Here is a 208-nt window from a genome sequence, read left to right on the forward strand (position 1 = left end):
TCACCACCAGGTCGCCCACGGTGCCGTTGGTCATGCTGCTGCCTTCCTTGAGGTCAAACGCACGATGACCGTCGCCGGTGCCCGCCATTGCCGGTGGAAACACGTGAATTTCCAGGGCGGTGAGGCTGCCGTCGGCATTGGGCATGGCCGCCGAGCCGATGTAGCTGCCGGGCTGGATGTCTTCGATCTTGGCCAGGGTGACTGCCCG

At 64.9% G+C, this 208-nt stretch carries 1 pseudogene; it reads right to left on the bottom strand.

The features are described from left to right. Positions 1-208 (bottom strand): annotated as a pseudogene (locus ACW9IN_RS30235) (hypothetical protein); the annotation flags it as partial.

This window comes from Pseudomonas sp. SDO5271_S396, assembly GCF_054071795.1.